Annotated in this window: 30 protein-coding genes and 1 tRNA gene; 4 read left to right on the plus strand and 27 right to left on the minus strand. The window is 50.2% G+C overall.

Annotated features, from left to right (window positions below; translation table 11 throughout):
- Nucleotides 1–9 precede the first annotated feature (9 nt).
- Nucleotides 10–216 carry a cold-shock protein gene (locus tag INP77_RS06265; protein WP_018985697.1) on the minus strand — a complete coding sequence of 69 codons (207 nt, stop codon included), beginning with the start codon at nt 214–216 and terminating at the stop codon, nt 10–12.
- A 259-nt stretch (nt 217–475) separates the two neighbouring features.
- Complete coding sequence (locus INP77_RS06270; RefSeq protein WP_194748162.1) at nt 476–1,402, minus strand: LysR family transcriptional regulator; 927 nt, start codon at nt 1,400–1,402, stop codon at nt 476–478.
- 118 nt (nt 1,403–1,520) lie between these two features.
- Between INP77_RS06270 and INP77_RS06275 the strand changes: the two genes are divergently transcribed.
- Nucleotides 1,521–1,775: a DUF2798 domain-containing protein gene (locus INP77_RS06275; protein WP_194748163.1), complete on the plus strand. Its 255-nt coding sequence runs from the start codon at nt 1,521–1,523 to the stop codon at nt 1,773–1,775.
- 75 nt (nt 1,776–1,850) lie between these two features.
- Here the strand turns inward: INP77_RS06275 and INP77_RS06280 are convergent, their stop codons facing one another.
- The 23 genes from INP77_RS06280 to INP77_RS06390 all read right to left on the minus strand — a co-directional run bounded on the left by INP77_RS06280 (nt 1,851) and on the right by INP77_RS06390 (nt 22,239).
- Complete coding sequence (locus INP77_RS06280; protein ID WP_194748164.1) at nt 1,851–2,384, minus strand: phosphatase PAP2 family protein; 534 nt, start codon at nt 2,382–2,384, stop codon at nt 1,851–1,853.
- Between the two features lie 160 nt (nt 2,385–2,544).
- Nucleotides 2,545–2,826, minus strand: a complete 282-nt coding sequence (locus INP77_RS06285; protein ID WP_194748165.1) for a DUF2818 family protein — start codon at nt 2,824–2,826, stop codon at nt 2,545–2,547.
- Nucleotide 2,827: 1 nt separating this feature from the next.
- Complete coding sequence (gene nuoN / locus INP77_RS06290; protein ID WP_194748166.1) at nt 2,828–4,273, minus strand: NADH-quinone oxidoreductase subunit NuoN; 1,446 nt, start codon at nt 4,271–4,273, stop codon at nt 2,828–2,830.
- A 17-nt stretch (nt 4,274–4,290) separates the two neighbouring features.
- Nucleotides 4,291–5,799 (minus strand): NADH-quinone oxidoreductase subunit M, encoded by a 1,509-nt coding sequence (locus INP77_RS06295; protein ID WP_194748167.1) that lies wholly within the window; start codon nt 5,797–5,799, stop codon nt 4,291–4,293.
- Nucleotides 5,799–7,871: an NADH-quinone oxidoreductase subunit L gene (gene nuoL / locus INP77_RS06300; protein ID WP_194748168.1), complete on the minus strand. Its 2,073-nt coding sequence runs from the start codon at nt 7,869–7,871 to the stop codon at nt 5,799–5,801. Before nuoL ends, INP77_RS06295 begins: the two co-directional genes overlap by 1 nt.
- Nucleotides 7,872–7,876: 5 nt before the next feature.
- Complete coding sequence (gene nuoK / locus INP77_RS06305; protein ID WP_194748169.1) at nt 7,877–8,182, minus strand: NADH-quinone oxidoreductase subunit NuoK; 306 nt, start codon at nt 8,180–8,182, stop codon at nt 7,877–7,879.
- A gap of 2 nt (nt 8,183–8,184) precedes the next feature.
- Nucleotides 8,185–8,808, minus strand: a complete 624-nt coding sequence (locus tag INP77_RS06310) for an NADH-quinone oxidoreductase subunit J (RefSeq protein WP_194748170.1) — start codon at nt 8,806–8,808, stop codon at nt 8,185–8,187.
- Between the two features lie 19 nt (nt 8,809–8,827).
- Nucleotides 8,828–9,319, minus strand: a complete 492-nt coding sequence (gene nuoI, locus INP77_RS06315; RefSeq protein ID WP_228518756.1) for an NADH-quinone oxidoreductase subunit NuoI — start codon at nt 9,317–9,319, stop codon at nt 8,828–8,830.
- Between the two features lie 39 nt (nt 9,320–9,358).
- Complete coding sequence (gene nuoH / locus INP77_RS06320) at nt 9,359–10,387, minus strand: NADH-quinone oxidoreductase subunit NuoH (protein ID WP_194748171.1); 1,029 nt, start codon at nt 10,385–10,387, stop codon at nt 9,359–9,361.
- Nucleotide 10,388: 1 nt separating this feature from the next.
- Complete coding sequence (nuoG, locus tag INP77_RS06325) at nt 10,389–12,821, minus strand: NADH-quinone oxidoreductase subunit NuoG (protein ID WP_194748172.1); 2,433 nt, start codon at nt 12,819–12,821, stop codon at nt 10,389–10,391.
- 26 nt (nt 12,822–12,847) lie between these two features.
- Nucleotides 12,848–14,182 (minus strand): NADH-quinone oxidoreductase subunit NuoF, encoded by a 1,335-nt coding sequence (gene nuoF / locus INP77_RS06330; protein ID WP_194748173.1) that lies wholly within the window; start codon nt 14,180–14,182, stop codon nt 12,848–12,850.
- A gap of 10 nt (nt 14,183–14,192) precedes the next feature.
- Nucleotides 14,193–14,672: an NADH-quinone oxidoreductase subunit NuoE gene (gene nuoE, locus INP77_RS06335; RefSeq protein ID WP_194748174.1), complete on the minus strand. Its 480-nt coding sequence runs from the start codon at nt 14,670–14,672 to the stop codon at nt 14,193–14,195.
- A gap of 47 nt (nt 14,673–14,719) precedes the next feature.
- Complete coding sequence (locus tag INP77_RS06340) at nt 14,720–15,973, minus strand: NADH-quinone oxidoreductase subunit D (RefSeq protein WP_194748175.1); 1,254 nt, start codon at nt 15,971–15,973, stop codon at nt 14,720–14,722.
- Nucleotides 15,974–16,089: 116 nt separating this feature from the next.
- Nucleotides 16,090–16,686 carry an NADH-quinone oxidoreductase subunit C gene (locus tag INP77_RS06345; RefSeq protein WP_194748176.1) on the minus strand — a complete coding sequence of 199 codons (597 nt, stop codon included), beginning with the start codon at nt 16,684–16,686 and terminating at the stop codon, nt 16,090–16,092.
- A gap of 43 nt (nt 16,687–16,729) precedes the next feature.
- Entirely contained in the window at nt 16,730–17,209 is a 480-nt protein-coding gene (locus INP77_RS06350; RefSeq protein ID WP_018985714.1) for an NADH-quinone oxidoreductase subunit B family protein, read from the minus strand.
- A gap of 6 nt (nt 17,210–17,215) precedes the next feature.
- Nucleotides 17,216–17,593: an NADH-quinone oxidoreductase subunit A gene (locus INP77_RS06355; RefSeq protein ID WP_228518757.1), complete on the minus strand. Its 378-nt coding sequence runs from the start codon at nt 17,591–17,593 to the stop codon at nt 17,216–17,218.
- 92 nt (nt 17,594–17,685) lie between these two features.
- A tRNA-Leu gene (locus INP77_RS06360) sits at nt 17,686–17,770 on the minus strand.
- Nucleotides 17,771–17,776: 6 nt separating this feature from the next.
- Nucleotides 17,777–18,121 (minus strand): preprotein translocase subunit SecG, encoded by a 345-nt coding sequence (gene secG / locus INP77_RS06365; RefSeq protein ID WP_194748177.1) that lies wholly within the window; start codon nt 18,119–18,121, stop codon nt 17,777–17,779.
- A 52-nt stretch (nt 18,122–18,173) separates the two neighbouring features.
- Entirely contained in the window at nt 18,174–18,983 is an 810-nt protein-coding gene (gene tpiA, locus INP77_RS06370; RefSeq protein ID WP_194748178.1) for a triose-phosphate isomerase, read from the minus strand.
- 169 nt (nt 18,984–19,152) lie between these two features.
- The gene (locus INP77_RS06375) at nt 19,153–20,232 is read right to left on the minus strand and encodes an alkene reductase (RefSeq protein WP_194748179.1); all 1,080 of its coding nucleotides are present in this window, start codon (nt 20,230–20,232) and stop codon (nt 19,153–19,155) included.
- 67 nt (nt 20,233–20,299) lie between these two features.
- Nucleotides 20,300–20,872 (minus strand): YceI family protein, encoded by a 573-nt coding sequence (locus tag INP77_RS06380; protein WP_194748180.1) that lies wholly within the window; start codon nt 20,870–20,872, stop codon nt 20,300–20,302.
- A gap of 53 nt (nt 20,873–20,925) precedes the next feature.
- A complete protein-coding gene (locus INP77_RS06385) occupies nt 20,926–21,498 on the minus strand; it encodes a flavodoxin family protein (protein WP_194748181.1) in 573 nt (190 codons plus the stop codon).
- A 30-nt stretch (nt 21,499–21,528) separates the two neighbouring features.
- Nucleotides 21,529–22,239, minus strand: coding sequence for a pirin family protein (locus INP77_RS06390; RefSeq protein ID WP_194748182.1), 711 nt, complete (start codon nt 22,237–22,239; stop codon nt 21,529–21,531).
- A gap of 159 nt (nt 22,240–22,398) precedes the next feature.
- Between INP77_RS06390 and INP77_RS06395 the strand changes: the two genes are divergently transcribed.
- The 3 genes from INP77_RS06395 to tadA are packed head-to-tail and all read left to right on the plus strand — an operon-like array spanning nt 22,399 to nt 24,275.
- Nucleotides 22,399–23,316, plus strand: coding sequence for a LysR family transcriptional regulator (locus INP77_RS06395; RefSeq protein WP_194748183.1), 918 nt, complete (start codon nt 22,399–22,401; stop codon nt 23,314–23,316).
- Between the two features lie 36 nt (nt 23,317–23,352).
- Nucleotides 23,353–23,808 carry a phosphate-starvation-inducible PsiE family protein gene (locus INP77_RS06400; protein WP_194748184.1) on the plus strand — a complete coding sequence of 152 codons (456 nt, stop codon included), beginning with the start codon at nt 23,353–23,355 and terminating at the stop codon, nt 23,806–23,808.
- Nucleotides 23,809–23,810: 2 nt separating this feature from the next.
- Nucleotides 23,811–24,275, plus strand: a complete 465-nt coding sequence (tadA, locus tag INP77_RS06405) for a tRNA adenosine(34) deaminase TadA (protein ID WP_194748185.1) — start codon at nt 23,811–23,813, stop codon at nt 24,273–24,275.
- 81 nt (nt 24,276–24,356) lie between these two features.
- On the opposite strand, the gene INP77_RS14880 is transcribed toward tadA, so the two are convergent.
- Together INP77_RS14880 and INP77_RS06415 are read right to left on the minus strand one after the other, a co-directional pair.
- On the minus strand, nt 24,357–25,226 hold the full coding sequence (locus INP77_RS14880; RefSeq protein ID WP_228518758.1) for a PEP-CTERM sorting domain-containing protein: 870 nt from the start codon (nt 25,224–25,226) through the stop codon (nt 24,357–24,359).
- 82 nt (nt 25,227–25,308) lie between these two features.
- A complete protein-coding gene (locus INP77_RS06415) occupies nt 25,309–26,061 on the minus strand; it encodes a PEP-CTERM sorting domain-containing protein (protein WP_194748186.1) in 753 nt (250 codons plus the stop codon).
- Nucleotides 26,062–26,113: the final 52 nt, after the last annotated feature.

A 26,113-nucleotide genomic window follows, 5' to 3' on the forward strand; every position in this document is an offset into this window, starting at 1 on the left:
ACCATTGAATTACTCAATGATTTGAATGTTTGCCGCTTGTTTGCCTTTAGGGCCTGTTGCCACTTCAAAGCTCACGCGTTGGTTTTCTTTGAGTGTTTTGAAGCCAGCAGATTGAATTGCAGAGAAGTGCGCGAACAAATCTTCGCCGCCGTTATCCGGAGTAATAAAACCAAAACCTTTAGAGTCGTTAAACCATTTAACAGAACCTGTCACCATAATAAATCCTTGTACAAAAAATAAAAATGCGGGCGGTTGCCCATTAAAACGAGGATCAAGATGGCGAGAAGTAACGATAGAACCAAAAGATAGAACCGGGGAACAACAACACTACTTGAACTTCGTGAGTTGGTACTATGCACGTAATATCAAATATTAGCAACAAGTATTTGACAAATTGAAAGATGCCGCGACAATCTTCGTCAAAAACAGCATGTTGCCTTGATCAAGGCACAGGCTTTGCGTGCCGCATTGGGCCTCATTCCCAAGACTGCGGGATCGCGCTCACCAGATAATCCATAAATGCGCGTACCTTGTTGGTCATGGCGTACTTGTCGCGATAACAGGCATAAAACTCTAAGGGGACGCTCTCGGCTGCCATCGCCTCCGGCTGTTGGGCGGAAGGCTGAAACAGCGGGATCAGCGTACCCTTTTTAATTGCGTGATTGACGACGAATGCAGCCAGGCGCGCAATTCCCGCCCCCGCCAAAGCAAGTTGAAAAATGGAGTCGATATCATTGCAAACGATGCTAGGGATGATTTCAGGCTCGTATAACATGCCATTGCGGTTAAAACTCCAGTTCAACAAGCGTCCATCCACCGGGATGCGGAACAACAGGCAATCATGTTGCGATAAGTCTTCTGGGGTCTGAGGCAGGCCTTTGCGTTGCAGATAGTCCGGTGCAGCACAAAACAGTACGGGGACGCTCGCGATTTTCCTGGCAATCAGTCCAGGCTCTAGCTGCTGTTTGAAACGGATGCTGATATCGATATCCTCTGCCACATGATCCAGGCTACGATCAGACAGAATCAGCTCCAGAGACACTTGCGGGAAACGGCGGCTAAATGCCGGGATCAACGGCATTAAGACATGACGGCCAAAAGCCACCGAGGAACCAATCCGTAAGCGCCCCTGCGGTTGCCCGTGAAACTCGGTAATGGCCGATTGTGCCCTGGCCAGCACGTCTACCAGATGCTGGACCTCTGCATAATAAAGCGCACCACTTTCTGTCAGCGCCAGCTTGCGCGTGGTTCGCATCAACAAGCGCGTCCCCAATGACTTTTCCAGACGCTGGATATTCTGGCTGGCCGCTGCCGCCGTAATGCCTTGCAACCGCGCACCCGCCGCAATACTGCCGGCCTGTACCGCTTTTACAAAGCTTTCTATGCTTCTTAAGGTATCCATAAACTATCGAATAGCATGATTGATTCGATAGTTTAACTTTATAGTGATTAAATCTTCAAGCCTCTACCCGACAACTGTGTGAGCTTTTATAGTGTCACCACACATTAGGAGAACCACCATGAATCAAACCAGAACGACTTTCCGCAAGATCCCCAAGCAATTTACGCCTTATGTCTTTGCCTTTTTTATGGCAGGCATCATGGCCTTTTTGATGTCTATGGTCATTGTAGCTGCCAACAGTGGCTTACAGGCCGGTTATGTGGCGCGTGTCATCCATGCTTATACACTTGCGATGCCTGTCGCTTTCTGTTGTGTGCTGATTGTGCGGCCTATTGTCATGCATTTGGTGAATCAGTTGGTCGAAACCCATTGATGGCGTGAGCTGCCACAAACAAAAACGGATACCAAGGTATCCGTTTTTACGCATGCTAACGCATGTGTATGGCGATTAAAACAGCGGCGCGTACAAAGCGACCAGCGTGTACCCAATCAAGCCCCCTGCCAAGACGTCACTCGGATAATGCAAGCCCAGCACGACACGTGAGATGCCAACTAACATGACAAACGGATAAACGACAGGAAACAGTTGCGGGTAATAATGCACGGCCACCATGCCAAACGCCACCGCGTGCAAGGTATGCCCTGATGGAAAACTGAAGTAATCCAGCGGTGTGCCACTCAACAAGACATCCTGACGCACCTGAAAGGGTCGTGGACGGCTGGTGCGATGTTTCAACCATTTATAGACCAGTGTACCGCTCAGTCCTACGGTCAACATATGCAGGCAGACGTAAAGACCGTGCTGGCCTTGGCTGATGGCAATCACCAGCATGAGCAAATACCAGAACATACCATCGCCCATACGCGAAATGGCGCGAAACAGGTTGCGTATCAGGCGATATTGTCCGGTATGGCTGACTTTGACACACAGTCGGCTATCGACCGACTGCACCCATCCCAGTGTTTGTTGTAGTTTCAGCATCGCAGGTCCTTTCCGGGGCTTCCCCCGACTATGCTTGTTGGGTAAGCCTAGTCTGAACCGGATGCTTTAAATTAGCGTGAAAGATTGATGAATTAAATATGACGGGTGCTTATGCGATGAGCGCATGCCAAGGAGTAGCCCTTGTACATTCACGCAGGCTTTATTTCCAGAGTACCCGATAGACAAAGCCCGGGAATGAAAACACCAGAAACAGGCATAGCGTGACACTGTAGAACTCCCAGCCTTGCGGCCAGACTTGTCCCATCACATAACGCTCAACCAGGTAGCCAATCAGCAGCGTGATGAAATAGGCAGGCAACATGGCGGCAAAACGCTGCCATAGCTGCTGAATATTGCCGACCAAACCCAGCCACTTATCCGAAATCCAGGCCAGGTTTGCCAAAAACAACATGAGCAACAAAAAAATGAGTTTGGTAGCCATCTTATTGCAGACTCATCAGCAAGCTATGCCCGCAGACGCCTAATAGAATTTCAGGGAACAAGCCCAAGCCCAGTAACGCCAGGGTATGCACACTGAGGATAAAGCGCATATCGATCGGTGCGGACAGCGGTGTATGGTCTTCCGGTGCATCAAAATACATTTTACGCACGATGTTGAGATAGTAGAACGCACCAATAGTCGCCATCAGCACGGCAAACACCACCTGCCAGGTGAAGCCAGCCTGCCAGGCGGCCTGCAATACGGTGAATTTGGCATAAAAACCAATGGTAGGCGGAATACCGGCCATGCTGAACATAATGATCAACATGAGGAAAGCAAACCATGGATGGCGCTGGTTAAGCCCTTTGAGATCGTTGATCTCTTCGGCTTCAAAGCCCTGACGGCTCAATACCAGAATGATACCGAAGCCGGCAATTGACATCAGGACATAGGCACTGATGTAAAAGAAGCTGGAAGCAAAGCCATTGGCATTGGCACTCATCATGCCGAACAGAATGAACCCAACATGCGAAATCGTGGAATATGCCAACATACGCTTGAGGTTGGTCTGCACAATCGCGCTAAAGTTACCGATGATGATGGACAACACCGCCATTAACATCAGCATATCCTGCCAGTCCATGGCCAGCGGATGCAGACCTTGCACCAACAGACGCACGGTCATCGCATAAGCCGCCAGTTTTGGCACGGAGCCAATTAACAGTGTCATCGGAGTTGGCGACCCCTGATAGACATCGGGCACCCACATCTGGAACGGGACAGCGCCAAACTTGAAGGCAATACCGGCAACCAGAAACACCAAGCCCATGATCAGCACAGGGCTCTTGGGCTGCTGACTAATGCTGTTGGCAATATCACTGACATCCAGGCTGCCAGTCATGCCATACAGCATACTCATGCCATATAGCAGCATCCCTGAAGCGAGTGCACCTAACACAAAATATTTCATGGCCGACTCGGACGCTCTTGGATTATCGCGATCAAAGGCTACCAGAGAGTAGAGGCACAGTGACAGCAATTCCAGGCCCATATAAATGGTCAGCAGGTTGTGGCCTGACACCATGATCATCATACCGAGCAAGCCGAACAGGACCATGGCATAAAACTCACCACGATAGAGGTTACGGTCTTGCAGGTATTTGCGGGTATATACCAGGATCAACGAGGTGCCCAGATACATCATCATTTTGATGACGTCTGACAAGGTATCGTCGATAAACATGTGCGAGAAGGCAAAGCCCACCGCTGGGGTATGCGTTTTAAAAGTAAAGAAGGCGGCCGCAAGCAAGGTCAGCTGACTTAATCCATAAATCATGAAGCGGTTTTGTGGCAGGATGAACAAATCCAGCAACAAAATAAACATGGCCATGCCCAATACAACCATTTCCGGCAACAGGGCGAGCAAGTCAAATTGCATATTATCCATTTTTTAAAATCCTGCTTTTAATAGCCTGTGACGGGCAATTTGGAAATCGCCATATGTTTCAGGAACTCTGTGCTGGTTGCCTGCATCACTTCGGTCAGTGCTTGTGGATAGACGCCGAAACCAATCACCAAGATGGCCAGAATACCCAAGATCAGGAACTCACGTTTGCTGAGGTCGCTCAGTTCGGCCACGTGATGATTTGTCACATTGCCAAAGAACACACGCTTGGTCATCCACAGCGTATAGGCGGCACCAAATATCAAGGTCGTCGCGGCAAAGAAAGCCACCCAGAAATTGAATTTGACTGCGGCCAGAATCACCATAAACTCGCCCACAAAGCCGGAGGTGCCAGGCAAGCCACTGTTGGCCATGGCAAACAACACGGCAAAGGCGGCAAACACAGGCATCTTGTTAACCACGCCACCATACGCGGAAATTTCACGGCTATGGACGCGGTCGTATAACACACCTACGCTCAGGAACATCGCAGAAGAAATAAAGCCATGTGAAATCATTTGCACCAAGGCCCCCTCAAGCGCCAACTGGCTAAACATGAAGAAGCCCAAAGTGACAAAGCCCATGTGCGAGATCGAAGAATAAGCAATCAGCTTCTTCATGTCTTTTTGCACCAGCGCGACCAGTGCGATGTAGACCACTGCAATCAGCGACAGCGCGACCATGGCTGAAGTGAAGTAATGGGCTGCATCCGGAGCAATCGGCATGGCAAATCGCAGAAAGCTGTAGCCGCCAAGTTTCAGTGCAATGGCCGCCAGCACCACAGAACCACCCGTAGGTGCTTCAACGTGCGCATCCGGCAACCAGGTATGCACTGGCCACATCGGGATTTTCACCGCAAACGCCATGAAGAAGGCAATGAAAATATAGATTTGCGCTTGCAGGCTGAGCGGTAACAAATAGTAATCAGCCAACTCGAAACTGCCAGTCTGGTGATACAGGTAAATAAAAGCGACCAGCATCAACAAGGAGCCCAGCAAGGTATACAGGAAAAACTTGATGGTAGCGTAGACGCGGTTAGGCCCGCCCCAGATGCCAATCACCAGGAACATCGGAATCAGCATCGCTTCCCAGAAGACGTAATACAGAATCGCATCAAGCGCGGTGAACACACCAATCATGATCCCGCTCATGATCAGGAAGGCCGCCATGTACTGTGCCACATGTTTGGTAATCACTTCCCAACCTGCCAGTACCACAATCACCGTGGTAAAACTGGTTAACAGCACCAACGGCATTGAAAAGCCGTCCACCCCCAGGTGGTAATGCATATTGAAGGCCGGTACCCAGGGCAGCAATTCTTCAAACTGGAAGAAGCCGTCGTGAATATCAAACTGCGTGTACAGCGGCACAGTCACCAGAAAACTGACCAGGCTACCTACCAATGCCAGCCATCGAGTCAATGTGGCCTTTTGGTCACCGCCTAGCAACAACACCAGCACGCCAGACAATACCGGCAGCCAGACGGCCAGACTTAACCAGGAAATACTTGTGAGGTCGGCTTGCATCATTAGTTAATTTTGATAAAGAAAGTCATAAGAAGGAATACGCCAATAATCATGGCAAAGGCGTAGTGATAAATTAAACCGGATTGCAGCGTGCGTATTTTGGCAGAAATCTTGCCCATGGTATTGGCGGTGCCGTTGACCATGGCGCCATCAATCAACGTGATGTCACCAAACTTCCACAACAAGCCGCCCAGACAGCGTGAACCTCCGGCAAAAAACTTCTCGTTAAAGCTGTCAAAACCGTATTTGTTTTCAAGGATGTTGTAAATCACGATAAAGCGGGCTTTGATTGCAGCAGGGATATCCGGACGCTTCATATAGAAGAACCATGACAGTGCCACCCCGGAGGCCGCCAGGAAAAATGGCAGACTGGTAAAGCCATGAATCGCCATGCCTGCCGGACTATGCATGAACTCATGGTAGTGATGGGCGAGGTGCTCCATGGCAGGATGCGCTTCAGGATTCACAAAAATCACATTTTTGAAGAAATCACCGTACAGCATCGGTTCCAGTGCAATGTAACCAATCACCAGTGAGGGGATCGCCAGCAACGCCAATGGCAAGGTAACGACCCAGCCTGGCTCATGCGGATCATCGTTTGGTCCCAGGCCATGATGATGCTCTTCGTCATGTGCATGATCATCAGGATGCGCGTCGTCATGGTGTGCGTCTGCATGTGCGACATGTGCATGGTCATCATGTTTGGCATGGCGCCACTTTTCCTCACCGTGGAATACCAGGAAGTACAAACGGAATGAATAGAATGCGGTCACAAACACACCGACAATCACGGCAAAATAGGCAAAACCACTCCCAGGGATATGCGACAACTCAACCGCTTCGATGATGCTGTCCTTGGAATAAAACCCGGCAAAGAACGGCGTGCCAATCAAGGCCAGAGAACCGATCAATGAGGTGATCCAGGTGACCGGCAGGTATTTCTTGAGGTTACCCATGTTGCGGATATCCTGGTCGTGGTGCATACCCATAATCACAGAACCGGCACCCAGGAATAACAACGCCTTAAAGAACGCATGGGTCATCAGATGGAAAATGGCTACAGAATAGGCTGATGCACCCAATGCAACAGTCATATACCCGAGTTGCGACAAGGTCGAATAGGCCACCACGCGCTTGATATCGTTCTGGATAATACCCAGGAAGCCCATGAACAGCGCAGTGATCGCACCGATCACCATCACGGTTGATAAAGCAGTCGTAGACAACTCATACAATGGCGACATACGTGCAACCATAAAGATACCCGCAGTCACCATAGTGGCAGCGTGAATCAGCGCAGAAATTGGCGTTGGACCTTCCATGGAGTCTGGCAGCCAGACATGCAGCGGAACTTGTGCAGATTTACCCATGGCGCCGACAAACAATAACAGGCAAGTGACTGTCATCAGGGACCAGTTGCAACTACCAATCAAGTTAACTTGTGTATTGGCAAACTCAGGGGCGCGCTGAAACACGGTGGCGTAATCCAGGCTACCAAAGTAATACAGCACCATGCCTATACCCAACAGGAAACCGAAGTCCCCTACCCGGTTAACCAGAAAGGCTTTCAAATTGGCGTAAATGGCGGTGGGACGTGTAAACCAGAAACCAATCAGCAGATATGACACCAGACCGACCGCCTCCCAGCCAAAGAACAACTGCATGAAGTTGTTGCTCATGACCAGCATCAGCATGGAGAAGGTAAACAGCGAAATGTAGCTGAAGAAGCGACTATAGCCTGGGTCTTCTTCCATGTAGCCGATGGTATAAATATGCACCATGAGTGACACAAAAGTCACCACGACCATCATCATGGCACTCAGGTTATCAATCAGGAAGCCCACTTCAAAATGCACGTCACCCGAGTTGAGCCAGGTATACACCGCTTCGTTGAGCGTGAAGCCATTCAGGGTCTGGTTAAAAATGTAGGCAGACAAGGCAAATGCCGCGCCGACGCCAGCGATGGTCAACACATGTGCGGCCCAGCGTGGTAAGTAATTCCTAAAGAGGCCAACAGCGGCCGCAGCCAGCAAAGGCAACATCGGAATCAAGATCAGGATTTGTTTTATTGTCATCTCGCTTAACCTTTTAATTGATCCAGATCATCGACGTTGATGGTACGCAGGTTGCGGAACAATACGACCAGAATCGCGAGACCAATTGCAGACTCCGCTGCAGCCACCGTCAAGATGAAAAAGACGAATACCTGACCACCAATATCATTGAGGTAATGCGAAAAAGCCACAAAATTCAGGTTAACGGCCAACAGCATCAACTCAATTGCCATGAGCAAAATAATGACGTTTTTGCGGTTGAGGAAAATACCAATCACACTGATGGCAAACATCAGCGCCCCCAAAATCAGGTAGTGAGACAAACCGACCATGATTATTTACTCTCCTCTGCAGACGGTGCCGGTACTTCAACTTCAGCAGGCATAGAGATAATACGCAATCTGTCGTTACGCTTCACTTTGACCTGCTCGGCCGGATTCATGGATTTGTTGTCTTTACGTTCACGCAAGGTCAACACAATTGCGGCAATCATCGCCACCAGCAACACGACCGCCGCTAGTTCAAACGGGAGCAAGTAGTCGGTATACAATACCTTGCCCAACGCAGCCGTATTACTGAAGCCTGCCGGTGCAGACACCGCCTGACTGGGATTGAGGTTTTTGGCGGAAAGCACCATCACCATTTCGGCCATCATGACCACGCCAAAGGTCAACGCCAATGGCAGGTTAGACCAGAAGCCTTCACGCAATTTGTCGATATTGATGTCCAGCATCATCACCACAAACAGGAACAGCACCATCACCGCCCCCACGTACACCAGAATCAGGGCAATGGCGAGAAACTCAGCTTCAAGCAACAACCAGATGCCTGCCGCCGTAAAAAATGCCAGCACCAGAAACAGTGCAGCATGCACGGGGTTACGCGTAGTAATCACGCGGATGCCAGAGAACAGCAGAATCGCTGCCAGCACATAAAAAACAATATCGGTAAATAACATTTAGGATTCCTGTCCGCGCTTATCGATAAGCTTTATCCTGGGCGCGGTCTGCTGCAATTTGCGCCTCGTATTTGTCACCCACTTCGAGCAACATTTTTTTTGTATACAGCAGGTCGCCGCGCTGCTCGCCGTGGTAGTCAAAAATCCGTGTTTCCACGATGCTATCCACTGGGCAGGATTCTTCACAAAAACCGCAAAAAATGCACTTGGTCAGGTCAATGTCATAACGCGTGGTACGGCGGGTGCCATCATCACGCTGCTCGGATTCAATCGTAATCGCCATCGCCGGACAGACTGCTTCACACAGCTTGCAGGCAATGCAGCGCTCTTCACCGTTAGGGTAGCGACGCAACGCGTGCAAGCCACGAAAACGGTTGGACTGCGGTGTACGTTCTTCCGGGTATTGAATAGTAATTTTCTTGGCGAAGAAATAGCGTCCGGTCAGGGCCATGCCTTTAAGCATCTCCCATAACATCAAACTGCCTAATGTATTTTTAATTGCGTTCAACATGGTAAGGTTTCCAAATACGTTGTCCGTGCGATTGTCCAGTTAGTGGAATAAATAAGCCCACTGGGTTTGCATCATGCCACCGACCACAATAATCCAGACCAGCGTGATGGGAATAAATACTTTCCAACCCAAACGCATGATCTGGTCATAGCGATAACGTGGAAAGGTAGCGCGGAACCACAAGAACAGGAACAACAGGAAAGCGACTTTTGCCAGCAACCATACAATACTGTCAGGCAAGAACGGCACCGGTGATAACCAACCGCCCAAGAACATCAATGCGGCCAGCATGGACACCAGCATCATATTGGCATACTCAGCCAGGAAGAACACCGCAAAGGCCATGCCCGAGTACTCTACATGGAAACCTGCCACGATTTCAGATTCACCTTCGGCGACGTCAAACGGCGCACGGTTGGTTTCAGCCACCGCACTAATAAAATAGACGACGAACAGCGGGAACAACGGCAGGAAATACCAGTGCCAGAAGCCCCCTTCTTGCCCCATCACGATCTTGCCCAAATTCAGTGAGTTGGCACACATCAAGACACCGACCAGTGTAAACCCCATGGCAATCTCATACGAGACAATTTGTGCTGCGGAACGCAAGGACCCTAGAAACGCATATTTTGAGTTGGACGCCCACCCGGCGATAATCACGCCGTAGACAGCAACTGAGGTCATGGCCAGTATATAGAGTAAGCCTGCATCGACATTGGCCAACACCAGTGTGGCATCAAAAGGCACCACGGCCCAAGCTGCAAACGCCGGAGCAATTGCCAGTACTGGGCCAATAAAAAACAATGCTTTATTAGACGCAGTCGGCAGAATAATTTCTTTAAACAGCAATTTGAGGCCATCTGCCAATGGTTGCAACAAACCCCAGTAGCCCACACGGTTGGGACCGATACGCACCTGCATGTAACCAATCACTTTACGCTCGGCCAGTGTGAGGTAGGCAACGCCTATCATCAATGGCAGCACAATCGCCACAATTTTAATCAGTGTCCACACGACCAGTTGTACGTCTGTCCAGTAGGAACCAAATAATTCAGCAAAGAAATGCATGTTATGCCATCTCGGTCAGTTGTTTTTCGTAAATTGCCACTTGCTCGGCAGACGCTTTTTCAATGGTGATGTCCCCCATCAAATCGCCAAGACCCGCAGTGAGTGGATGCGCTGCAGCCACACGCACACAGCCTTTGGCAACGTGGTTATCCAGACGCGCTTTAAGCACAGCACTGCCTTTATCCTGACGGGCGACGACGATGTCGCCATCTTGCAAGCCAAGCTCTGCCAATTGGTCAGCATGCATCCGCGCCATCGGACGGATGTTGTATTTGGTTTTTTGCAAGGGCGCAGAACGGCGCACGATCGGGTCAGACTCGTATTGTGGAACTTCACCAATTCGCTGCAGGCCTTGTTTCTTGATATTCACCTGAATTTCTACCAGCTCTTTGAGGTTGTTGTTGAGACTGCGCCAGACCACGGCCGAGGGTTTCTCACCATTAAAGATGGCATTTTTCACTTCGTCGGAACTGTTGTATTCAAAGCCAGGCAAGTCCAGCGTATTTGCCAGCACACGCAGGACTTTCCAGCCTGGGCGCGCTTCGCCGAGAGGACGCGTCACGGCCTGGAAGCTCTGTACACGCCCTTCCATGCTCATAAAGCTGCCTGAGGTCTCGGTGAATGGCGTGATCGGTAACAGGATATCGGCGTTGTCGAGTGCTGCAGACTTGTACGCCGTCAAGGCAATCACGCACTCGGCTTTGGCGATGGCATCGGCTGCCAGTGCGGCATGCTGACAATCCAGCTCAGGCTCGATATTGAGCAATAGATACGCTTTGCGTGGGACTTCCAGCATAGCCCGTGCGTGCATGCCAGTGGCTGTAGGCATGACACCCATCAAATGCATGCCGGTGCTGTTTGCCGCTGGCGGTAAAATACCGCCTTTCGCACCACTGATGCCGCCAATGGCTTCAGCCATACTGTACATCTCGGTAAAACGGGGATCACTCAAGGCCATATTGCCTAGAAAAATACCAACCTTGGGTGCAATCAGGATCAAGTCGTCGCTGATACCCGCCAGGCACTCTGCAATTTTTTGCGTATTGGGACGCACCTGAATTTCTTCGAGTAACTTGTTCAGGGTGGGTGGCAAGCATAGCGACAGTTTTTGCAAGCCAGACATGGCTTTGAGGATCTGGCCCAACACATTCACCATGTCGTTCGGGCGCACAATGACTTTATGTGCAATGTCCATCAATGGATCGTTATCGAGCGGGCTGACAATACATAATTCAGCCCCTCTGGAAACGGCCTTGCGGATACGTTGTGCCAGCAAAGGATGTTCGTTGCGGATATTCGAACCAATCAGCAGGATGCGATCCAGCTCTTCGATTTCCTGAATATTGCAGCCCATCCATGGTGTGCCGGTACGTTTGCCATCCAGGCGGAAGTCTGTCTGACGCAGGCGGTAATCGACGTTGCCACAGCCCAGGCCATCTGCCAGCTGCTTGATCAGGTAGCCTTCTTCCATGGTGCTATTCGGAGAAACCAGCACGCCCAAGGCATCACCGCCATATTGTTTGGTAATGTCTTTGAGCTGACCCGCTGCAAATTCAATGGCTGTTTTCCAGTCAGTTTCCTGCCATTGCCCGTTGTGCTTGATCATGGGCACCTTGAGGCGGTCCGGACTGTTCAAACCCTCGTAGGAGAAACGGTCACGGTCAGACAGCCAGCACTCGTTAATCGACTCTTTTTCACGCGGTAACACACGCATGACTTTATGATCTTTGACGTGGACTTCAATGTGCGAGCCCAAGCCATCGTGCGGCGCAATCGAAGGTCTGCGCACCAGCTCCCAGCTGCGTGCAGAGTAACGGAAAGGCTTGCTGGTCAGCGCGCCCACCGGGCACAAATCAATAATATTGCCGCTGAGCTCAGAGTTCACAGACTGGTCAACATAAGCGGTAATCTCGGCATGCTCGCCACGATTGACCAAGCCCAGCTCCTGCATGCCGCCTACTTCTTTCAGGAAGCGCACACAGCGGGTACATTGGATACAACGGGTCATGTCAGTACTGACCAGCGGACCAATGTTTTTATTGAAGACCACACGTTTTTCTTCGATATAGCGTGAGCCAGATGCGCCATAAGCGACGGCAATATCCTGCAAGTCACATTCACCGCCTTGGTCGCAAATTGGGCAATCCAGCGGGTGGTTAATCAGCAAAAACTCCATCACGCTTTGCTGGGCTTCCACGGCAGACTTACTACGGGTGTAAATCTTCATACCGTCCGCCACCGGGGTGGCACAAGCAGGCAGCGGTTTGTTGAATTTTTCTACCTGCACCAGACACATACGACAGTTGGCGGCCACCGACAGCTTTTTGTGGTAACAAAAACGCGGGATGGCGATCCCTGCCGCATCGGCCGCATCAATAATGGTGCTGCCGTGTTCGACTTCTAGAGGTTTGCCGTCAATTTCGATGTTTAGCATGTGATTACCGTTAAGCTTAAAACCGTTTATTTACCATCTACCATGGATTTTCCATGCTGGATGTAATACTCAAATTCGGGACGGAAGTGCTTGATGAAACTCAACACAGGCGTTGCTGCAGCATCACCCAAAGCACAGATGGTTCGGCCAGAAATGTTGTTACTTAAATCAGTCAGCAAGTCGAGATCTTCCATCTTGCCTTTACCATCGACAATACGCTCGATAATGCGATACACCCAACCGGTGCCTTCGCGGCAAGGCGTGCATTGCCCACAGCTTTCTTCATAAAAGAAATAGCTCAAGCGCTTGAGTGTTTTCACCATGCAGGTGGTTTCGTCCATCACAATCATGGAACCCGCACCCAAGCTGGAGCCGGCTTTGCTCAAGCCATCATAGTCCATGGTGGCATTTTCAATGGCGCTCGCTGGCATGACCGCAGTGGAAGGGCCGCCAGGAATCACCGCTTTGAGTTTGCGACCTTTCCAAACACCACCGGCCATGGCCAGCAGGTCCTTAAAAGGTGTCCCCATTTTAATCTCGTAGTTACCTGGTTTTTCAACATGACCAGACACCGAGAATAACTTACTGCCGCCAGAATTAGGCACGCCTAAATCTGCAAATGCCTGCCCACCATGCTGCATGATCCAGGGGATAGAAGCATAGCTCTCGGTATTGTTGACGTTGGTCGGCTTGCCAAATACACCATAGCTGGCAGGAAAAGGTGGTTTGAAACGAGGCTGGCCTTTTTTGCCTTCAATCGACTCAATCAGGGCCGTTTCTTCGCCGCAAATATAAGCCCCGTAACCATGGACGGCATAGAGATCAAAGCTAAATTCGGTGCCGAACAGATTTTCACCTAGGTAGCCAGCTTCACGCGCTTCAGCTAACGCAGCCTCAAAAATCTCATAATCCTGCCAGATTTCACCGTGGATATAGTTATACCCCACGCGTGCACCCAGCGTGTAAGCGGCAATCGCCATGCCTTCGATTAACTGGTGCGGGTTATAACGGATAATGTCACGGTCTTTAAATGTGCCTGGCTCGCCTTCGTCTGTGTTGCAAACCAGATATTTGGTGCCGTCGTAATAACGCGGCATAAAGCTCCATTTGAGGCCGGTCGGAAAGCCTGCACCACCTCGACCACGCAAATTGGACACCTTGACCTGGCTGATGATATCCGGGGCCTTCACTTTTTCGGTCACCAAGCGCTTGAGCTGGGCATAGCCGCCTAATTTCTCATAAGTTGCCAGGGCGGCAGGATTGTCTTCGCTAAGTGTACGCAAAGTCACCAAAGTCTGGCCAGCCAAATCAGTTTTGATCACTGGTTTACTATTCAAGGAAGCATTTGAAGTCTTAGCCATATTCCGTATCCTAGCCCTTGTTTAGCTCGTTAATGAGGGCATCCACTTTTTCGGTGGTCAGAAATTCGTGCATTTCACTGTTATTCACATGCAGTAACGGTGCGCCACCGCAACAGCCCATACACTCGCCTTCTTTCAGGCAGAATTTACCATCCGCTGTAACTTCGTTGAAGCCCACACCCAACTTGTGCTGCAAGTGCTCGACAATCTCATCCGAGCCACGCAACATGCAAGAAATATTAGTACAGACCGTAATTTTGTATTTTCCGACTGGCTCGAGATCATACATATTGTAGAAGGTAGCGACTTCTAACGCCGCGATTTCCGGAATGCGCAAGTACTTGGCTACTTCGGAAATACTTTCCTTGGATAACCAGCCACGCTCCATCTGGACGATGCGTAATGCAGACATCACCGCTGCCTGACGCCTGTCAGCTGGATATTTGGACAGTTCGTATTCAATCTTTTCAATCGATTCTGCACTGAGCATGCTTTTACCTTACTATCTTTTCGATCCGCGCTATCACGTTGTTCGGATTATCTGTCGATCTCACCGAACACAATATCCTGTGTCCCAATGATGGCTACCAGGTCGGCAATCATGTGACCTTTGGTCATCTCATCCAATGCAGCCAAATGGGCAAAACCTGGCGCACGGATTTTCAGGCGGTAGGGTTTATTGGCACCATCTGACACCATATAAATCCCGAACTCGCCTTTGGGATGCTCAACCGCGGCATAGGCCTCCCCTGCGGGAACATGGAAACCCTCGGTAAATAACTTGAAGTGGTGGATCAAGTCTTCCATATTGGTTTTCATGCCTTCGCGGTTTGGCGGGGCAATCTTATTGTCATCTGTAATGACTGGCCCTGGGTTCTTGCGTAACCAGTCTATGCATTGTTTGATGATACGGTTGGATTGACGCATTTCTTCCACACGCACCAGATACCGGTCATAACAGTCGCCATTGACGCCAATCGGGATATCAAAGTCCATCTTGTCATAGACTTCATAAGGCTGTTTCTTGCGTAAATCCCAGGCAATGCCAGAGCCACGCAACATGGCACCGGTCATGCCCAATGCCAATGCTCGCTCCGGTGTCACCACGCCAATACCCACTGTCCGCTGTTTCCAGATACGGTTATCGGTTAACAGTGTTTCATATTCGTCGACATACGTCGGGAAGCGATTGGTAAAGTCTTCAATGAAATCCAGCATGGAACCCTGACGGTTTTCATTGAGCTTGTTAATTTCTTCTGCACTACGGAATTTGGTGGTTTCGTGTTGCGGCATTTTTTCCGGCAGGTCACGATATACGCCACCCGGGCGGTAATATGCCGCATGCATACGGGCGCCAGACACGGCCTCATACACATCAAACAAATCTTCACGCTCGCGGAACGCGTACAGGAAAACCGTCATGGCGCCGACGTCCAGCGCATGTGCACCCAGCCACAGCAAGTGGTTGAGAATACGGGTAATTTCGTCGAACATGACGCGGATATACTGCGCGCGCACTGGCACCTCAATGCCGAGCATTTTTTCAATCGCCATGACATAGGCGTGCTCATTGGCCATCATGGAGACATAATCCAGCCTGTCCATATAAGGCACACTTTGCAAATAAGTGCGGTTCTCAGCCAGTTTTTCAGTGGCACGGTGCAGCAGGCCAATGTGTGGATCGGCGCGCTGGATCACTTCACCATCCAGCTCCAGCACCAAACGCAACACACCGTGTGCCGCAGGGTGCTGCGGGCCGAAGTTCATCGTATAGTTCTTAATTTCAGCCATACTAACCATTCCTCAGCTTGCAAGATTCAGCCCAAAACAAGGCGGAATTGCACAGACTGTATGAGTCAATACGGCAAGCAATGACAACGCCGCATTGGATTGAAGCTTGCAAGTGATTAGCCATGGTGAGCACCTTCATCACGAATAACTCGCGGCACATTATTGCGCAACTCTACCGATACTGGCTGATAGATGACGCGCTGCTGAACAGGGTCATAACGCATTTCAACGTTACCAATCATGGGGAAATCTTTACGGAAAGGATGACCGACAAAACCGTAATCTGTCAGCAAACGACGCAAATCAGGGTGATTTTCAAACATGATGCCGTAGAGGTCAAAAGCTTCACGCTCAAACCAGTTGGCGACCGGCCAGATATCGACCAAGGTCGGAAACACAGGAAAGTCATCGTCAGCTGCAAACGCACGGATACGCACACGCTGATTCAAACTGACCGAAAGCAAATGCAGCACCACAGCAAAGCGCTGACCTTCCCAGCGGCCATCGCCATACTCCAGATAATCCACCCCACACAAGTCAATCAGTTGCTCAAATTTGAGCTCCGCATGGGTTTTCAATTTTTCAGCCACGGCCAGCAGGTGTTTCACATGGACTTCCACCGTGAGTTCACCCAACTGTTGCTCCAGCCTGACCACACCCTCACCCAAGGCCAACTTGAGCTGTGCAGACAAATGTTCGAGTTTTGCAGACATAGTTAATTTCTAGGGCTTAGTATGTTGTCAGAGCACGTCACCATCAGGTTCTGGCAATCGTATTGGTACGCTTGATTTTCTTTTGCAACTGGATAATGCCGTACAGCAAGGCCTCGGCAGTGGGAGGACACCCAGGCACATATACATCCACCGGCACAATCCGGTCACAGCCGCGCACGACTGCATAAGAGTAGTGATAGTAGCCGCCACCGTTAGCACAACTGCCCATGGAAATTACCCAGCGCGGCTCTGCCATCTGGTCATACACCTTGCGCAGCGCAGGGGCCATTTTGTTCACCAGCGTGCCCGCCACAATCATCACGTCAGACTGACGTGGGCTGGGCCTGAACACAATCCCGAAACGGTCCAGATCGTAACGCGAAGCGCCGGCATGCATCATTTCAACCGCACAGCAAGCCAGGCCGAACGTCATCGGCCACAATGAACCGGTACGGGTGTAATTAATCACCGTATCCAGCGTGGTGGTAACAAAGCCTTTTTCTAATACGCCTTCAATGCTCATTTTGCATCAATCCCATTCAAGGGCGCCCTTCATCCATTCAAAGATGAAGCCGACCACCAATACAAATAAAAACACCATCATTGCCCAGAAGCCAGCAGAGCCAATTTCTTGGATCACCACCGCCCATGGAAAAAGAAATGCAATTTCGAGATCAAACAGAATAAACAGAATGGCGACCAGATAGTACCGCACGTCAAACTTCATGCGCGCATCTTCAAAGGCTTCAAAGCCACATTCGTATGGAGAGTTTTTTTCCGCATCAGGTTTGTGCGGAGAGAGAATTTTACCGGCAAGCAACGGACCAAGACCAACGCCCAGCCCCACCAGGATAAACATCAAAATCGGGAAATAGTTTTCTAACACTGATTTGCCTTCATCGATCATGTTAACAAGTTATTTCAATGCAGCTAGCCGCCCATTAAAACACTCCCAAACCATCTATTCCCTGCCAGAGCAAAGTTGCAAGCAACTCTGTCTGGTGCCGTCGGCGAGACTCGAACTCGCACGACTTTCGTCACTACCCCCTCAAGATAGCGTGTCTACCAATTTCACCACGACGGCCAATGTTTAGTTAGGAATATCTTTGGGTGTATTTTCAACCGGCTTGACCACTTCTGCAGCCTCACCTTTGGCCGGAGTCTGTTGGGTCACTGTGGATTTAACCACACTGCCAGAACTTGCTTTATGGCTGGACATAAAGGCCAGCGTCAAGCTAGTTGCAAAAAACACTGAAATAAAAATCGATGTCAGCTTGCTCAGCAAATTAGAGGACCCAGACACGCCGAATAGACTGCCGGAGGCTCCACTGCCAAAAGCGGCGCCCATATCGGCACCCTTACCATGCTGCAATAAGACCAGGCCAATCACGGCAGCGGCTGCCAGCACATGAATGACGAGAATGACGTTTTCCATATTTCTTTAATCCATTAAGTAATAACGATTTGGCTTTTGGCTCTTTCGCTATCTAGATGACGCTATTTTCAGGGACGGCCTGACATATTTTTATAAATTGCTCTGCATCTAGCGAGCAACGACCGACCAGCGCGCCATCAATTTCCTTCTGATTCAACAATTGTACCGCATTTTGCGGGTTTACGCTGCCCCCGTAGAGGATTTTTAGCGTGTCCGCCGCCGTTTTATCGGAGGCGGCAACCGTCTCTCGAATAAACTGGTGCATGGCGACCGCCTGCTCCGAAGTGGCCGCCAGTCCGGTGCCAATCGCCCAGATCGGCTCATAAGAAACAATGCTGCCAGCAAAGGCCTCACCGCCAAATAAGCGGATGATGGTTTCCAGCTGCTTGCCAACCACACGCTCCATGACGCCCGCTTCACGCTCCAGCAGCGTTTCACCCACACATAAAATAGGTGTTAAGCCATGCCGTTTGGCCATCATGAATTTTTCAGCAATGTTTTCATCGGACTCACAATAAGCCGTGCTGCGCTCCGAGTGGCCAATAATCACATACCTGGCGCCAAAATCGGTCAGCATTTGCGCCCCTACTTCACCGGTGTAGGCACCTTCCTCATATTTCGCAACATTTTGTGCGCCCCAAGCGACAGAAGTTCCCGTCAACAGGGTTTGAATTTGCGCAAGATAGGGATAAGGCACGCAGACCACGACCTCCGCGCTTGTAAAACGGGCCAAGGCTGGCAGGTAGGCCTGAATCAATTGCTGGTTACGCATGAGATTGCCATGCATTTTCCAGTTGGCAACCACCAGTTTTCTTGAGGCGATGGATGTTGAAGTAGATGAAACAGTGCTGGTGCTAGACATGCAGAATTAAGCTCGCAGAGGCATGATGTGGATGCATATATAACGAGCCAGAGAGGCCCGCAAATATTCGGTTGTGCGGATTTTACGCTCGCACACCTCGAGCGGCAAGCATTACTGTGGCCAAGTAGAGCGTGTCTACCTCGTCAACACAAGGTAGACACGAGTACAATCAGGCACTTAAGAAAGGATAGTCGGTGTAGCCATGCTCGGTACCGCCGTAAAACGTTTTGGAGTCAGCCTCATTGAGTGGAACGTTTTTTGCAAACCGCTCAACCAGATCCGGGTTGGCAATAAACGGAACACCATAAGCGACTGCATCTGCATGGCCACTGGCAATCGCCGCATTCCCGCGCGTCTTGTCATAACTCAGGTTTGCGATATAACCGCCCTTAAACAATTTACGCATCGCCGCAAAATCAAATGGCTCAGCTTTTCCACCGCCATGAATGCCCCCTTCCACCACATGCAGATAGGCCAGCTTGAAGCGATTCAGGGCATCCGTGACATGATTGAATGTTTGCTGCGCCTGGCTATCATGCATATCATTAAATGGGTTCACCGGTGACAAGCGCACCCCCACTTTGTCTGCGCCTATTGTATCCACCACCGCCTGCACCACCTCGAGCAGTAATCGCATACGGTTTTCTACCGGCCCGCCATATTGATCCTGGCGCTGATTGCTACCGTCGCGCAAAAACTGGTCTAGCAGATAACCATTGGCCGCATGCACTTCTACACCATCAAAACCCGCTGCAATGGCACATTTTGTGGCATGAATATAATCCTGCACGATGCCAGCCAATTCGGACACCTCCAGTGCGCGCGGGGTCACGTAATCTTGTAAACCCTGGTAGGTAAATGCCTGGCCGGCAGGCTTAATTGCTGAAGGCGCCACTGGCAATGCCTGATTGGGTAACAGGCTGGGGTGTGAAATACGGCCTACATGCCACAACTGAATGACGATTTTTCCGCCCTTGGCATGCACAGCATCAGTCACTTTTTTCCAACCAGCCACCTGCGCATCAGTATAAATGCCTGGCAAAGCAGGATAGCCATGCGCCATTGGTGAGATCGGGGTCGCTTCGGTAATAATCAGCCCGGCAGTCGCCCGTTGCTCATAATAGGTGACATTCATTGCTTGCGGCACACCGCCCTCACCTGCACGGTTACGTGTCAGTGGGGCCATCGCCATACGGTTTTTGATCTCAATGCTGCCCAGTTTGCCCGGGGAAAACAAATCCAATGCCATACTCGCTCCTCATTCCCTGCATACAATAAAGACTGCGCGGACAAAACGTCCGCGCATGGATTTAAAATTATTTTGCTTTCACACCTTCAACCAACAAGGTGATTTCAATGTCGTCACCGACCGGCGCATTGGCGCCCGTCGCCCAGCCAAAGCCATAATCAGAAGCTTTGATGGTCAAATGCCCTTCAAAACCGGCGCGCTGGCCACCCCATGGATCGGCGCCATAGCCCAACACTTTCACGGGAATATCCACCAGTTTGGTCACGCCATGCATGGTCAGCTTACCCTGCATCACTGCCTGCGTCTGGTTGCTGGCCGTGATCTTGGTGCTCTCAAACAAAATCTGGGTATATTTGCCCACATCCAGATACTTATCCGCCTTGATATGTTCATCGCGTTTGCCAAACCCGGTATTTACACTGCTGACATTGATCGCAGCGCGTACGGTCGCCGTATTCAGATTGGTGGGATCCAGGGTAATGACGCCACTGACATCGTTAAAAGTCCCTGAAGTTTTGGAAACAACATGACGGATACTGAAATTGGCAAAACTGTGGGTGCCATCGATATTGTAGGTATCGGTCACCGCCCAAGCCTGAGTAGCCATCATCAAGCCGAGCGTCAAAATTAATTTTTTCACTGAGTTCTCCTTGTTAGATCGTGAATTAGGATAGGTTTTTAATGAGGCCGTGGTTAAGCGGCTTTCGCAAAACGTAACGCAACACTGGCCACACGCTCACCCAGGTGCTCTGCCGTGAGCAGGTCACTCTGAATCGGCGCCAAGTCAGGGCCCTGGTCAGCATTCGCCTGCGCCATGGCACCTAAAAAGCTGCCCAGACGGTTTAAGTCGTTGACCGAACCATTACTGTTATTGTTCCCCGGCAGCAAATCCTGGCCTACCCAAATCATGCCATGCTGCGCGGCAAACACGGCCAACTGGATCAAGGTGCTGAGCTTGTCGCCACTCTGGCTGGCAGAAGTGGTAAAGCCAGCTGCAATCTTGTCTTTCCAGTCACGGGTATACCAGGCCTTGGAGCTGGCATCCATAAAAGTTTTAAACTGGCCTGAAGCCGAGCCCATATAGGTTGGGCTGCCAAAGATAATGGCGTCGCTCGCCTTGAGCAGATCCCACTGCTGCTGCGCCTCATCCACAGTTAACAGATTGACGGTCACACCCGCAACCTTTTGCGCGCCACGGGCCACGGCTTTGGCTTGCTCAGCGGTATGACCATACCCACTGTGATAAACAATTGAAACTTGAGTCATGTCATTGCTCCTTTAAAAAATGTAAAACGATTATTCGACCATTTCAGGCAGATCAAACCATAATATTTCGCTGTCTTGCGCAGCATGTATCGAAAGAGAGACCGGTGCATCTACTTTGAGGGCATCCCCGGCCTGCAACTGTTTGCCATCGATCACCACTGCGCCGGATGCAATATGGAGGTAAGCACAACGCCCCGCACTGACCTCAACCGACAAAGCAGCCTCTGCTGTCAGTACCGTGGCATACAATGACAGATCCTGATGTACTTTTAATGACCCGGCGCGTGCATCAGACGAAGCAATCAAGGCCCAGCGGTTTTGCTTGTCAGCCAGCGGGATGGTTTTATCTTCATACGCCGGGGCCAAGCCTTGCGTATCAGGGGTGATCCAGATTTGTAGCAAATGGGCCGTGGTATGCGAGGAGGCATTCATCTCACTATGACGGATACCCGTCCCTGCGCTCATGCGCTGCACATCCCCCGCGCGAATCACTGCGCTGTGTCCCATGCTGTCAGTATGGCGCAACTCCCCCGCCAACATGTAGGTAATAATTTCCATATCCTGATGGCCATGCATACCAAACCCCGTGCCAGGGGCGATTTTGTCGTCATTGATCACCCGCAACACCGAGTAGCTCATATGCTCAGGGTCGTAATAACTGGCGAAAGAAAAACTGTGAAAGCTTTGTAACCAGCCATGATTAGCATAACCACGGCTATTTGAAGGGCGAACATGCAACATTTATTCACTCCATTTGAAAGTTTAAATGTATGATAAAAAAACACTTAATCTTTAGATAGCAAAACATTTTGCATCACTTGTTCAGATTTTTTGATGAAGCCGTTAGCGCTTAAACTACCATGAACCACCCCGCCCTTTTTCAACCTTATCCCTTCAGCTATGGCCATTAAACTGAGTCTGGAAGCCCTTGAAGTCATTGATGCGATTGACCGCAAAGGCAGTTTTGCCGCCGCGGCAGAGTCGCTATACCGCGTCCCTTCGGCACTCACCTACACCATCCGCAGACTGGAAGAAGATTTGGGGCTGGAGCTTTTTGACCGCAGTGGCCACCGCGCCACGCTGACCGAAGCCGGTGCCGAACTGCTCAAAGAAGGCCGTTATTTGCTGGATGCTGCCCATGCGCTGGAGCGGCGCGTACAACGCGTTGCGACCGGCATTGAAACCGATATTGCCATTGCCATCAGTGATTTGTTCGACTTCGACCCGATACTCAATCTGCTACAAGCCTTTTACCAGCAGGGTTTTGGTACCCGCGTGAAGTTAGTCCGTGAAGTCTATGGCGGGAGCTGGGATGCATTGCAGTCGGGCCGGGCTGATATTTCTATTGGCGCTCCGGGAGATGCGCCACCTGGGGGCAGCTTTTCTACGCATTTGCTCGGACAACTGGAATTTGTGTTTGCTGTGGCCCCGCATCATCCGCTCGCCGCATTACCGGAGCCACTGAGCGCCAGTGACATTGTGCAGTATCGCGTTGTAGCGGCCGCAGACAGTTCGCTCAACCTGCCCCCGAGGACCTCAGGCATTCTTTCTGGCCAGGATGTACTCACCGTGCCTGACATGCAGACAAAATTAAAGGCGCAAATGGCAGGAATTGCCATCGGCTATCTACCCAAATTTATGGCACAAGCTGCCGCTGCGCAGGGCAAACTGGTGCTAAAACAGGTATCAGAACCGAAACCGGTAGGGCCCACCTTTATTGCCTGGCGCCAACAACGGCCCAGTGAAATGGGCAAGGCCATGCAATGGCTGCTCAAAGCCTGTTGCGAGATTCCACTGGAGCAATTGCTGAGCAAATGATTTATCATCCTTGCTGTCGCATTGATTGGATCCAATATGTCGCAAGAACAACTACCTGAAGAATTTGCACCACTCAACCGCATCGCCATCAAGGCCATGCTTTGGCTCAATGGGTTCGCGCATATTATTATCGGCCTGGCTCTGGCTACCTCTGTGCTGATGTTTACCTGGCTATTTTTCCTCGACGTGAAGGAAGCGGCTTACGCACACAATCTGGTTCATGGTTTTTTGCGCGCCTTGGGCACCTTGATGTTGCTGTGGTCAATCTCTGCCCTCATCTCGGCAGAAATTCGCTACCTGCGCGGCCACAAATTACTGGTAGAAACCTTTGTCGAGGTGGTACTGGTCATGTTTTTGCGCAAACTGATTGTGCTACCTGTACAAGATGCCACACCGACTTATGAAGAAATCGCCATCTGGCTGGCCGGCGCATTTGTCATGGGCCTGGTGTACATACTGATCCGCCTCGCCGATAAAAATAGTAGTAGATAAGCATGCAAGACGAAGCATTTATGCGTATAGCCATCGCGCTGGCAAATGAGGCAGCAAGCCTGGACGAGGTCCCAGTCGGCGCGATTGTGGTCAAAGAGGGGCAAATTATCGGCAAAGGCCGCAACGCCCCCATCAGCCTCAATGACCCCACCGCCCATGCGGAAATCCAGGCCATGCGTGAAGCAGCGCAGCACTTAGGTAACTACAGACTGGTTGGCTGCACTTTATACGTCACCCTTGAGCCGTGTGCCATGTGTAGCGGCGCCATACAACATGCCAGAATTGCGCGTCTGGTTTACGGTGCCAGCGACCCCAAAACGGGTTGTTGCGGCAGTGTAGTGAATTTGATGGCGGAGCAGAAACTCAATCATCACTGTGAGGTGAGTCATGGCGTCTTGGCTGATGAGTGTGGCGCGTTATTAAGTGATTTCTTCAGGCAGCGTCGCTTAGCCAAATCAAATGGATAACGACCAGATCAAGAGCGCTCATTTAGTCATACAAAAAACAAACCCGCCAAAGGCGGGTTTGTTTAATGCAAAATCAACTAATTAAGCAGATTTACGACGGCGAACGATGCCACCAATCAGACCTAAACCCGCCAGGAGCATTGAATAAGTTTCAGCTTCAGGCACTGCGGTCACTGATGTTGCCAAGAAGTTCAATCGTCCATTCGTAGCATTCATAAAGGGCCGATACCAAGCACTGGTATCACTAGGAATGCCGGAGTTACCGGCAATTGGTTGTAATCGCAACCAAGCATAGGCACTAGGCTGAACGCCATCTTGGTTAGCTACTGGACTACTTAGCAGGCTAGCGACGCTAAATCCATTGTATGCTTGCCCCTTATTCGGGCCATCGCTAAGAGTGCTACCATTGACAAAATCAAATGTAATAGTCTCTCCATCCGTCCAAGATCCCAATTGAACATTAAATTGTTGCTGGAAGAATGCCCATTTGTGACTTGTAGCGGTTCCTGCGGTTCCATTACCAACGGAACCATGCTCAGCCCATTCGATACCACCTTCATCCCCACCATTCAAGGTATAGTTCCCAGAAATGTTTCTGTAACTCTCAACAGTATCAACCCAATCCTTGCCACCACTGGAAATACCCGTACCAAGGAAATTCAGTTCAAGAGTATTCGAGCCGTAGTTACCAAACTGAGAGAGATTTTGTAACTGCGCTTGAATACGCACACCAGTTTTACCATCTCCCAAGTTCAAGTCAGCTAAATCTGTAACTTTTAACCAACCTGCACTTTGACCGCCCAGACTGGATACTGATGCACCGGGAGTTAAGTTTGCTGCTGCATTCGCTTGAGCAATGTAATCAAAATTCAATAACACTGACTGCGCAAAACCATGCGCAGAAAATGTAAACATTCCTCCGATAATCAAAGCTTTTATTAAACCATTCATTTTAGAGTCCCCTCAATAAGGGTGGACTGTGCCACCCTTAGTTATAAATTATTTTTCAAGTTAAAAGCAAGTATTATTAGTATTAAGCTTGCTTGTTCTGACGCCTAGCAGCTATGCCAATCAAGCCCAAACCAGCCATCAACAAAGCAATATTTTCTGGCTCAGGTACTGGAACCGCAACAGTTGGAGCAAACGCGGAGATGTATAGTGAAGCTGGGGCACCTACATCTTCACCGGTTGATCTGAGGAACATGCCGTATGCTGAGGCAGATGTTCCAGTAATCGTTGTAAAAGCAGTTGCATTAGTATTAATCACATACCAACCTGATGTAGGTTTACCCTCTTCTACAGAAATGTCTGAACGCAAATTGATGAAGTCTGATTTATAAACATCTGTAGCAGTACCAATCGAATCGGTATGCCCAGCGCTTTTCAATCTGAATCCTTGACTCGCTACGTTGCTACCAGCATCCTTAAACCAAGTCACATCGGTAGTAAAACCTGTATAGCCGGAACGAACAATATCATTAACTTCATACCCTGCCGTATCCATGACGACACGTGTAAAGAATGAAAGCTGACCAGTTGTATTGTTCTTCCATACTTGATCCAAGACTGAGCCTACAGAGTCTCCAAGGAAGCTTAAAGTCTGGCTAGAGGAAGCCAACATCGTCATATTGCTGCGTGGATCTAATGTATACAACTTATCATTACCAAGTGTTGCAGACCCAAAGACACGCAAGGTTGTGGCATCAACTACGGCCGCTTGTGAGCATAAGCTAACAGCAGAAAACGCAACACTCACAGCCAATTTCATCACTTTTTTATTAATCATACATACTCCTCCAAATGTCTAAAAACAATTAACAGCTACTAGCCATCATGCG

It is taken from the genome of Methylophilus sp. 13, from assembly GCF_015354335.1.
Classification (GTDB): domain Bacteria; phylum Pseudomonadota; class Gammaproteobacteria; order Burkholderiales; family Methylophilaceae; genus Methylophilus; species Methylophilus glucosoxydans.

What these genes read in the sequence shown, in the direction of transcription:
- INP77_RS06285 (WP_194748165.1), bottom strand. Translation starts at nt 2,826, where the DNA reads ATGGCTACCAAACTCATTTTTTTGTTGCTCATGTTGTTTTTGGCAAAC.
- nuoL (WP_194748168.1), bottom strand. Translation starts at nt 7,871, where the DNA reads ATGACAATAAAACAAATCCTGATCTTGATTCCGATGTTGCCTTTGCTG.
- INP77_RS06385 (WP_194748181.1), bottom strand. Translation starts at nt 21,498, where the DNA reads ATGACTCAAGTTTCAATTGTTTATCACAGTGGGTATGGTCATACCGCT.
- INP77_RS06350 (WP_018985714.1), bottom strand. Translation starts at nt 17,209, where the DNA reads ATGAGCATTGAAGGCGTATTAGAAAAAGGCTTTGTTACCACCACGCTG.
- INP77_RS06280 (WP_194748164.1), bottom strand. Translation starts at nt 2,384, where the DNA reads ATGCTGAAACTACAACAAACACTGGGATGGGTGCAGTCGGTCGATAGC.
- tadA (WP_194748185.1), top strand. Translation starts at nt 23,811, where the DNA reads ATGCAAGACGAAGCATTTATGCGTATAGCCATCGCGCTGGCAAATGAG.
- nuoE (WP_194748174.1), bottom strand. Translation starts at nt 14,672, where the DNA reads ATGCTCAGTGCAGAATCGATTGAAAAGATTGAATACGAACTGTCCAAA.
- nuoF (WP_194748173.1), bottom strand. Translation starts at nt 14,182, where the DNA reads ATGGCTAAGACTTCAAATGCTTCCTTGAATAGTAAACCAGTGATCAAA.
- INP77_RS06400 (WP_194748184.1), top strand. Translation starts at nt 23,353, where the DNA reads ATGTCGCAAGAACAACTACCTGAAGAATTTGCACCACTCAACCGCATC.
- INP77_RS06395 (WP_194748183.1), top strand. Translation starts at nt 22,399, where the DNA reads ATGGCCATTAAACTGAGTCTGGAAGCCCTTGAAGTCATTGATGCGATT.
- INP77_RS06345 (WP_194748176.1), bottom strand. Translation starts at nt 16,686, where the DNA reads ATGTCTGCAAAACTCGAACATTTGTCTGCACAGCTCAAGTTGGCCTTG.
- nuoG (WP_194748172.1), bottom strand. Translation starts at nt 12,821, where the DNA reads ATGCTAAACATCGAAATTGACGGCAAACCTCTAGAAGTCGAACACGGC.
- nuoN (WP_194748166.1), bottom strand. Translation starts at nt 4,273, where the DNA reads ATGGATAATATGCAATTTGACTTGCTCGCCCTGTTGCCGGAAATGGTT.
- INP77_RS14880 (WP_228518758.1), bottom strand. Translation starts at nt 25,226, where the DNA reads ATGAATGGTTTAATAAAAGCTTTGATTATCGGAGGAATGTTTACATTT.
- INP77_RS06340 (WP_194748175.1), bottom strand. Translation starts at nt 15,973, where the DNA reads ATGGCTGAAATTAAGAACTATACGATGAACTTCGGCCCGCAGCACCCT.
- tpiA (WP_194748178.1), bottom strand. Translation starts at nt 18,983, where the DNA reads ATGTCTAGCACCAGCACTGTTTCATCTACTTCAACATCCATCGCCTCA.
- secG (WP_194748177.1), bottom strand. Translation starts at nt 18,121, where the DNA reads ATGGAAAACGTCATTCTCGTCATTCATGTGCTGGCAGCCGCTGCCGTG.
- INP77_RS06355 (WP_228518757.1), bottom strand. Translation starts at nt 17,593, where the DNA reads ATGATCGATGAAGGCAAATCAGTGTTAGAAAACTATTTCCCGATTTTG.
- INP77_RS06310 (WP_194748170.1), bottom strand. Translation starts at nt 8,808, where the DNA reads ATGTTATTTACCGATATTGTTTTTTATGTGCTGGCAGCGATTCTGCTG.
- INP77_RS06275 (WP_194748163.1), top strand. Translation starts at nt 1,521, where the DNA reads ATGAATCAAACCAGAACGACTTTCCGCAAGATCCCCAAGCAATTTACG.
- INP77_RS06415 (WP_194748186.1), bottom strand. Translation starts at nt 26,061, where the DNA reads ATGATTAATAAAAAAGTGATGAAATTGGCTGTGAGTGTTGCGTTTTCT.
- nuoK (WP_194748169.1), bottom strand. Translation starts at nt 8,182, where the DNA reads ATGGTCGGTTTGTCTCACTACCTGATTTTGGGGGCGCTGATGTTTGCC.
- INP77_RS06390 (WP_194748182.1), bottom strand. Translation starts at nt 22,239, where the DNA reads ATGTTGCATGTTCGCCCTTCAAATAGCCGTGGTTATGCTAATCATGGC.
- INP77_RS06265 (WP_018985697.1), bottom strand. Translation starts at nt 216, where the DNA reads ATGGTGACAGGTTCTGTTAAATGGTTTAACGACTCTAAAGGTTTTGGT.
- INP77_RS06375 (WP_194748179.1), bottom strand. Translation starts at nt 20,232, where the DNA reads ATGGCATTGGATTTGTTTTCCCCGGGCAAACTGGGCAGCATTGAGATC.
- nuoI (WP_228518756.1), bottom strand. Translation starts at nt 9,319, where the DNA reads ATGTTGAACGCAATTAAAAATACATTAGGCAGTTTGATGTTATGGGAG.
- INP77_RS06295 (WP_194748167.1), bottom strand. Translation starts at nt 5,799, where the DNA reads ATGATGCAAGCCGACCTCACAAGTATTTCCTGGTTAAGTCTGGCCGTC.
- nuoH (WP_194748171.1), bottom strand. Translation starts at nt 10,387, where the DNA reads ATGCATTTCTTTGCTGAATTATTTGGTTCCTACTGGACAGACGTACAA.
- INP77_RS06270 (WP_194748162.1), bottom strand. Translation starts at nt 1,402, where the DNA reads ATGGATACCTTAAGAAGCATAGAAAGCTTTGTAAAAGCGGTACAGGCC.